At 44.9% G+C, this 786-nt stretch carries 1 pseudogene; it reads left to right on the top strand.

The features are described 5' to 3' along the window. Nucleotides 1-441, top strand: a pseudogene (locus DVK07_RS22935) (hypothetical protein); the annotation flags it as partial. Between the last annotated feature and the right edge of the window lie 345 nt (nt 442-786).

The following is a 786-nucleotide window of genomic DNA, read 5'->3' as shown; positions in this document are numbered from 1 at the left end:
GGGGAAATAATGCGTGTACGAGACATCAAGGGTGAGTACGTTGGAACAAAGCTTGTCGCTGTGTATATTCGTCAAGACAGTGGCCCCATCGAACTTGCGAATGAGGGAATCACCTTCACTACGGGGAGAATCCCCCCGAACGCCCAAATTTACTTTGACTATAATTCTGATACAGCTACAGTAGAAATTCGTCACGATGGTGGTGACCAGATTGACTCGGATAACACCAGCAAGTTGTCTATTGAATCAGACGGACAGCCCATCTCTTGGGAGGCTGGGAGTAATAATGATGGCGTCATGGATAATGAGAGCCAACCTATATCGCCGACAGATCTAATCGCCACAGTTGATGATGTTAATAGTGGTGACAAACTCGATCTGAACTGGGAAGGACCCAACGGTGTGAGTTCTTCAACACTTGGAACATTTGAGGCATCGTAACTCCCACGCCACAGACGGACGTTTGTTGACTAATGTCTACTGTCCATCGCAAATTGGCGTTGTATTGTGTTGGTCTTCACTCATAACGCGATGATTTTGTTCCGATTTCTCAAGCGAGAGTTTATTCGGGAATGGTGATTATCCCAACATGGAAACCTCAGTATGAACCGATGGAAAACACTAGTGTACCGTAGACCATATTCAGGTGTCTGAAAATAAATACGACTATGGATGTGGAGTGGTATCAAAGTCAGAAAAAACGACTTGATCGTGAGCAGGGACTACTTGCGATTATTGGGGTGGTTTTTGGTATACTTGATAGATTATCGAATTGGCCAATCCTTC

The organism is Halorubrum sp. Atlit-26R, from assembly GCF_003666015.1.
Classification (GTDB): Archaea; Halobacteriota; Halobacteria; order Halobacteriales; family Haloferacaceae; genus Halorubrum.
Note: the sequence above shows the minus strand (reverse complement) of the source record. Positions and strands in the feature narration are given on the sequence as shown.